Here is a 6,953-nt window from a genome sequence, read left to right as displayed (position 1 = left end):
ACCACCACGCTGGGGATCTTCGCCTACCGGACCGCGTTCGTCGCCTTCAGGATCGGCCAGGGCGCAGCCCTGTCGGTCATCACCACCGCCATCCTGGTCGCCATCACCGCCCTCTACATCCGCAACCTGCTGCGCTCCGGGGAGGACCTGTGAACTACCTTCGTACGCGCCGCAGTCGGGCCGGCAATCCGAAGGGCGGTGCGCTCGCCAACACGATCGCGGTCGTGTTCTGCCTGGTGTGGGTCTTTCCGGTGTACTGGATGGTGAACACCGCTTTCAAGCCGCGCTCCGAGGCGATGACCTCGACCCCGTTGTTCGTTCCGAAGTCCCCGACGCTGTCGAACTTCGATGCGGCGGTCAACCAGACCACGTTCTACCGGAACCTGTGGAACAGTCTGATCGTGGTGGGCGGCACGGTGCTGTTGGCCGTGGTGCTGGGGATGTTCGCGGCCGCCGCGTTGTCCAGGTTCAGGTTCCGGGGCAGGCGCGCCATCATGGTGGCGATCCTGGTCGTGCAGATGCTGCCCGGTTCGGCCCTGCTGATCCCGACGTTCCTGGTGTTCAACCGGGTCGGGCTGCTGGGGACCTACGCGGGTCTGATCCTCGCGTACGTCGCCGTGGTCCTGCCGTTCTCCATCTGGGTGATGCGGGGCTTCTTCCTCGCCGTTCCGGTGGAGATCGAGGAGGCCGCCCGCCTGGACGGCGCCTCCACCTGGCAGATCCTTTACAAGATCCTTTTTCCGCTGGTCGCCCCGGGTGTCGTCGCCTCCAGCATCTTCGCGTTCATCGCGGCCTGGAACGACTACCTGGTGGCCTACACCTTCATGAAGGACCAGGACCAGTACACCCTCCCGGTGTGGCTCGCCTCCTTCAGCACCCCGATCACCGGCACCGACTTCGGCGGCCAGATGGCCGGCTCCGTCATCTTCTCCCTCCCGGTCGTCGTGTTCTTCCTGATCATCCAGCGCAAGCTCGTCTCCGGCGTCTCCGCCGGTGCTGTGAAAGGCTGACCCCACCCCATGCTCCTGCCCCGCCCCGCCTCGCTCCGGACCGGCGAAGGCGAGTTCCACCTCGACCCTGCCGGGCCGGCGGTCTGCCAGGCAGGAGGCGCGAGATTTGGAAGGGTCATTCAATGCTTTACGTAACAAAGATGCATAATATGGACAAAATCCACCACTGTGGGGTGTGAGACTGCAATGAGCGCCGATCTGACAGGAGGCGACCTCGGACTACTGAGGCGCCTCAACACGCGCACCGTGCTGAGCGTCCTGCGCAGGTCGGGCTCGCCCATGACCCTCTCCCAACTCAGCCAGGCCGCTGCCCTGTCCAGGCAGACGGTCGACGCAATCACCGCAGAACTCTGCGACAGTGGGTGGGTCGCGGAGCTGGCCCCTGAGAAGGCGCTTGGCAGGCCCGCCCGGCGTTTCCGGTTCCGGGCCGAGCGCGGCCATGTCCTCGGTATCGACCTCGGGGTGCACAGCAACTACCTCCTCCTGGCCGACCTCGACGGCGCCACGGTGGGCTCGCGCCGCTTGGAGGTGGCCCCCAACCTCGGCAAGGACGAGCGCCTGCACGAGCTGCGCGTAGCGGTGGCCGCGTTCGTCGAGGAGTTTCCTGTCCACCTGGAGGTGCTGTGCGCCGGCGTGCCCGGCATCATCCACGAGGGCGACGTCCGACTCTCCGTGCCGATCCCGGAATGGAGCGGCCTGCACCTGGCGGATGCGATGAGAGGCTGGTTCGACTGCCCGGTCTTCGTGGAGAACGACGCCAACTGCGCGGCAGTGGCCGAGCACTGGCGGGGCGCGGCGAAAGCGACAGGAACCTTCATCCACCTCATCAGCGGGTACCGCAGCGGGGCCGGCCTGATGCTCGACGGACGCCTGTACCGCGGCCGCGGGGGAGCAGCCGGGGAGATCGGCGCTCTCTCCCTCGTCGGCTGGGAGGGCCCCGAGATGGCCGAGCTCCAGGCGGCGCCCGATGTCGAGAAGCTCTTCGCCGATGCGGCGGCCGGAGACGTCAGAGCGCTGAAGACGATCGACCGGTTCGCGATGCGACTGTCACAAGGTGCTGCGGCGATGGTTCTCACCGTCAACCCGGACTTGCTCGTGATCGGTGGAGGCATGTCCCTCGCGGGCGAGCAACTCCTCGGCCCGGTCCGCGGACACCTCGCCAGGATGTGCCTCGATCCGCCGGATGTCGTCGTGTCGACCCTGGGCATGGAAGCGGTCGCCCTGGGGGCCGTGTGCCTTGCATTGGAGCAGGTGGACGCACTGCTCTTCCAAGCTCCGGCAGCTGGGGGATGAGCAACCCGGCCCGGTTGGTGAGGCGGCTGCCGCGCACGGACGCCTCGTCAGGAGTGTTGCCTGGAGGTGAGAAGGCATCCGCAATCCGCTTGCGGCGTATGACTTTTCGCTGTTCAGGCATGGTACGCGGGGTTGGGCGGCAGGGCTTCGACGCCATGATGGACGCGAAAGTTCGGATGTGGCCGGCGGCTGCCGTGAGTTCGGGTGAGCGTGTGAGCAGGGCCTTGAGCTGCTGCTGGTCGTCCTCGCGCAGGTGATCGGGGTGGCCCATGATCCAGCGGGTGGCCTGACGGGACGAGGGAGGCCGGGCCATCGGTGGCGTACTCCCCGCGGCCCGGTGCTCGGGACGCAGGGGATGGACGTAGTTCCGCAGGGTGGTGTGCACGCCGATCTTGGCGAACAGCTCCACTTCGGCCTTGAGCCGCCCGCGGGAGAAGGCCCGCACGCGCTGCCCGACCGCCCCGCCCCAGTAGCAGAACGCGCACTTGTACGGGCAGCCGCGGTTGGTCTCGATCAGTACCACGTAGTAGCGGAACTCGCCCTCCTCGTCCAGTAGTTCGATTGCCCCGGTGGGGAACGGCGAGGGGATGAGGTCGAGGTCCTCGATTCGGGGCCGGTCCGCGGTGGTGACGGTGCGCCCGTTGGCGTCGCGGAAGGAGATCCCCTCCAGGTCGGCGAGGCCGGTGACCGCGCGGCCGCCGGCCCGGGCCCGGACCAACTCGCGGAAGGTGATCTCGCCTTCGCGGCGACCCCCAGGTCAACCGCGGGGTGCTCGCGCAGCACCCCGCTCGGCCTGGTGGCTGACGTGGGTGCCGCCGAACACCACCCAGCCGTCCGGGTTCAGCCGCTTGAAGGTGGCGGCGAGTGCACCGAAGGCCCGGACGTTCCAGTCGAGCACGGAGAAAGCGATCATGTCCGGCAGTTCCCCGGAGAAGCGCTTCCGGGCCGTTTCACCGTGTGTCAGCTTGCCGCGGAAGTTGGCGATGCCGACCGTCGTCCCGGCCGTCAGCTCCGGGTCGTCGAGGATCATGGCTTTCAGATATCCGGAACGGCGAGCGGCACGGACTCGAGCGGCATGTCCCAGACGCCTTGCCGCACCAGGACGACCCTGGTCTTCTGAATTGTCGTCACGGAGAGATCACCCGTTCGGTGGTCGGCTGTGGATGTGTCGAGCGTGGTGGGGATCCCCTGTGGATCATGGAGTTCCAACCTCCTCGGTGTTCGCTCCGGCCGGGTTCGTGTTCCATCGCAGTGTGCCGCCGACTGCCATAAGAAGGACGAGGACGCCGGCGAAGGTCAGGGTCCAGAAACCGCTGACATTTCCGTAGCGTGTGACGATCCATCCGCCTGCCAGCGCACCGACGGCCATACCGACGACGATTCCGGCGTCCGCCATCGCCATGCCTTCGTTCATCCGCTCCTTGGGCGTCAATTGCTGCAGTAGCGACATGCTCGTGATCAGAATGGGCGCCGATGCTGTACCGACCAGGAACGCCCACAGTCCGAGGACCCACAGGTTGCCCTGCACCAGGACGGGGAAGGGCAGCAGACAGCAGGACAGGATCGCGGCGAACAGAAGGGTGCGCCTGCGCACGTCCCCTTCGGGCCTGTACGTGCCGTACACGACGCCCGACAGGCAGGAACCCAGTCCGGCGAGCCCGAGGAACAGACCGGCGGCGGACTTCGATCCGATCGTGGCGACGTACGCCACAGTCACCACTTCCATCGCACCGCTGACCAGGCCGAGGATCAGGAAGAGCGCGATTGCGGAGCTGATCCTGTGATCGACCAGGCGAGGCCGCACGTCGTCAGGCCCGGCAGGATGCGGAGCCGGTTCGGTGGATCGCTGCATGGCGAACAGCAAGGTGCCCACGAGGAGCAGGACGTTGGCGGCGATCAGACCGGCGGACGCGCCGAGCGTGCCGCACAGAGCCGCGGCGATCGCGGGTCCGGAGATGAACACCGACTCGTCGACTATTCGCTCGAAGGCGTTCGCCGTGTGCAACCTCTGCTCGTCGCCCTCGTAGATGGCGACCCAGCGTGCCCGCACCATCGTTCCGACGAACGGCACGCCCGCAGAAGCCAGGTAGGTGATGTAGAGCGTCCAGCGGGGCGCACCGAACTCGGCGCAGAGGGCGGTGCCAGTACACGCCGTGACCGAGATGAGAGTGGCCGGGACTGCGATCTTGGCTTGGCCGTGCCTGTCGACGAGCCGTCCGACGAGGGGGGCGCTGACGGCGACGCCGACGAGGCCGACTGCGGACACACCGCCGGCGATGGCATACGATCCGGTGGTGTCGGCCACGAGCAGGACGATGCTGATCCCGAACATGGACATCAGCAGTCTGGCGACGAGTCCCGCCAGTGTGAAAGTGACGCTGCCCTTCGCGGAGAAGAGCTGTCAGTATGCGCCGACCATTGGCTGGTGCCTCCTGGTTGCTGTTGAGCTGGCGAGCGGACCTGCGCGGAGAGGGCTGCTGCCGCCGTCAGGCCCTGTTGGGTTCCGGCTTGCTTGCCGAGCGAAGCGAGTTACGGACGAGTTCCTGGGCTGCGGCGCGATCGACCTTCCCATTGGGGTTGGTGGGGAGTCGGTCGACGAGCAGTAGGCGCCTGGGCAGCATGTAAACGGGCAGTGCGCCCGCCAGCAGGGTGCGGAGCAAGGTGGGATCACCGCTCGGGGCCACGCAGACCCCGTAGATGCCTGTCGCGACTCCGGCGCCGACGGGCTCGGCAACCTGTACGGCTACGGCGTCGATGACGTTCGGCAGGGCCCGCACGGCTGCTTCGACATCGCCCAGTTCGACGCGGTGGCCGTTGACTTTGATCTGTTGGTCGGTTCGACCGAGGTGGATCAGAAGGCCTTGGTCGACCGTGACGCGGTCACCCGTCCGGTACCAGCGGTCTGGGGGAACGGTGGGCTGGTCCGCAGCCGGCTCGGGGTGAAAGCAACCTGCATTCGTTCCGGGGTCCAGGTAGCCTTCGAAGCGCTGTCGGCCTCGGACGTACAGCTCGCCGCTGTCGGTCAGCTCTCCGAGGTCGTCGAGGATGGTGTACTCGAGTCCCGGATAGAGACCGCCGATCGGGACCGTTCCATTGGGTGTGGGGGGGCCATTCCCGTGGGTCGCCGGGCACCGTGTAGTCGCTGCAGCTGATGGTGAGTTCGGTCGGCCCGTAGAGGTTCGTGATCACGCTCTGGGAGCGGCTGCCCGCCAGGCCCTGACCTGGTTGTAGCTGAGCGGTTCGCCGCAGAACAGACAACTCAACGGCCGTATCGTCGCGCTCGACCGCCCGGCGGGCCGGCTGCTGCCAGGACCATCCGTGCCGCTTGAGCAGGACCCATGTGCCCTCCACGATGTAGGAGACGTGGAACAGCCGGCCGATCAACGTCTTCACCCGTGCCAGAGTCCGCCCTTGGTCCTCCCAGCCGTGTGCCAGCAGCCCACGCTCCAACTCCCCCTCCAGCCGCGCGATCTGGGCATCGGACAGCTTCGGGCGACCGGGCGAGCCCTTCGAGGCGACTCTCGCAGCACCGTCCTCGCACCACTGCCGGCGCCAGTACTCCACCGAACGCACGCTCACCCGTAGCGCGGCCGCGATCTCCCGGCTCTCCTCGCCGCCTCGAAACGTTCCACAGCCTGCCATCGGATACGCTCCCGCACGGCCCTCTCCGCGTAGGTCAAACCGCCGCCCTGTGCCTACCTCACAGCACACAACTACCGGGGCCGACCCTCCACCGGCAGGCGAACACTACTGCTTCACCCATCCGAGCGACATCACGCATTCAACTTCAGCAGCGGCCAGACTGTGGCCCCCGCGCACCCCCGTCGATCCAACAGCGTCCGCCGCGGCCGGCTGGCCCGTATGCTGACGCTGTCGTACGACATGTGGTCATACATTCCGACAGTAGTCCCGGGGGAGACACGGTGGAGTGCGTTGATAAACATCCTGATCGCCGAGGACATGGTGATGCTTCGGAAGGCGTTGGTGTCCCTGCTGAGTCTTGAGCACGACCTCGACGTCGTCGGGGAGACGGCGAGGGGCGACGAGATCTTGCCGCTGGCTCTGGAGTTGAGACCCCACGTGGCGGTCCTCGACATCGAACTCCCCGGCGTGGACGGCATCACCGCGAGCCGGCACCTGCACGAGGAGCTTCCCTCCTGCCGGACGCTGATCCTCACCAGCGTCGGGCAGCCGGGCAACCTGCGGCGCGCCCTGGCGGCGCACGCCGTCGGCTACATGATGAAGGACTCCGACCCGGACATGCTCGCCAACGCGATCCGCTGCGTGGCGGGCGGCGGGCGCTCGATCGACCCCAAACTCGCGCTGGCCGCCCTGGAGGCCGAGGTGAGCCCGCTGACACCGCGAGACATCGAGGTGCTACGGCTGACCGCCGAAGGGGAGGATGTGGGGCGGATCGCCGCCCGGCTGTTCCTGGCCTCGGGCACGGTCCGCAACTACCTCACGAACATCGTCACCAAGCTCAACGCGCGCAACCGGCTGGACGCCGTCCGGATCGCCAAGGAGGCGGGCTGGCTGTATGACGGCGTTTGACGTAGGCGAATTGCCCTATATGCACTAGCCCCGAACGTTCGTGACGGTCTGCCGGTTTGTCCGGCGGGCTGTTTCGGCTTGTTGGAGCGGTGGTGGGCG

The 6,953-nt window shown here is 67.2% G+C and carries 7 protein-coding genes; 4 read left to right on the top strand and 3 right to left on the bottom strand.

The genetic code is table 11. The annotated features are described in order from the left end of the window. The first annotated feature begins 149 nt into the window (after nucleotides 1–149). Together ACFTWP_RS37075 and ACFTWP_RS37070 are read left to right on the top strand one after the other, a co-directional pair. On the top strand, nucleotides 150–1,010 hold the full coding sequence (locus ACFTWP_RS37075; RefSeq protein WP_380269497.1) for a carbohydrate ABC transporter permease: 861 nt from the start codon (nucleotides 150–152) through the stop codon (nucleotides 1,008–1,010). Nucleotides 1,011–1,196: 186 nt separating this feature from the next. Further along, nucleotides 1,197–2,303, top strand: a complete 1,107-nt coding sequence (locus tag ACFTWP_RS37070) for an ROK family protein (protein ID WP_380269496.1) — start codon at nucleotides 1,197–1,199, stop codon at nucleotides 2,301–2,303. A 757-nt stretch (nucleotides 2,304–3,060) separates the two neighbouring features. On the opposite strand, the gene ACFTWP_RS37065 is transcribed toward ACFTWP_RS37070, so the two are convergent. Together ACFTWP_RS37065 and ACFTWP_RS37060 are read right to left on the bottom strand one after the other, a co-directional pair. After that, nucleotides 3,061–3,333, bottom strand: a complete 273-nt coding sequence (locus ACFTWP_RS37065; RefSeq protein WP_380269495.1) for a hypothetical protein — start codon at nucleotides 3,331–3,333, stop codon at nucleotides 3,061–3,063. A gap of 165 nt (nucleotides 3,334–3,498) precedes the next feature. Further along, nucleotides 3,499–4,635, bottom strand: coding sequence for an MFS transporter (locus ACFTWP_RS37060; protein ID WP_380269494.1), 1,137 nt, complete (start codon nucleotides 4,633–4,635; stop codon nucleotides 3,499–3,501). Here ACFTWP_RS37060 and ACFTWP_RS37055 point away from each other — a divergent pair. Continuing rightward, nucleotides 4,598–4,909 carry a hypothetical protein gene (locus ACFTWP_RS37055; RefSeq protein ID WP_380269501.1) on the top strand — a complete coding sequence of 104 codons (312 nt, stop codon included), beginning with the start codon at nucleotides 4,598–4,600 and terminating at the stop codon, nucleotides 4,907–4,909. The two genes, ACFTWP_RS37060 and ACFTWP_RS37055, sit on opposite strands and share 38 nt — an antisense overlap. A 274-nt stretch (nucleotides 4,910–5,183) precedes the next feature. On the opposite strand, the gene ACFTWP_RS37050 is transcribed toward ACFTWP_RS37055, so the two are convergent. After that, a complete protein-coding gene (locus tag ACFTWP_RS37050; protein ID WP_380269493.1) occupies nucleotides 5,184–5,945 on the bottom strand; it encodes a winged helix-turn-helix domain-containing protein in 762 nt (253 codons plus the stop codon). 291 nt (nucleotides 5,946–6,236) lie between these two features. Between ACFTWP_RS37050 and ACFTWP_RS37045 the strand changes: the two genes are divergently transcribed. Then, complete coding sequence (locus ACFTWP_RS37045) at nucleotides 6,237–6,854, top strand: DNA-binding response regulator (RefSeq protein ID WP_380269492.1); 618 nt, start codon at nucleotides 6,237–6,239, stop codon at nucleotides 6,852–6,854. The last annotated feature ends 99 nt before the right edge of the window (nucleotides 6,855–6,953 follow it).

The organism is Kitasatospora sp. NPDC057015 (genome assembly GCF_042673745.1).
GTDB lineage: Bacteria > Actinomycetota > Actinomycetes > Streptomycetales > Streptomycetaceae > Kitasatospora.
The sequence above is the reverse complement of the archived record's forward strand: the minus strand, read 5'-3'. Positions and strand labels throughout refer to the sequence as shown.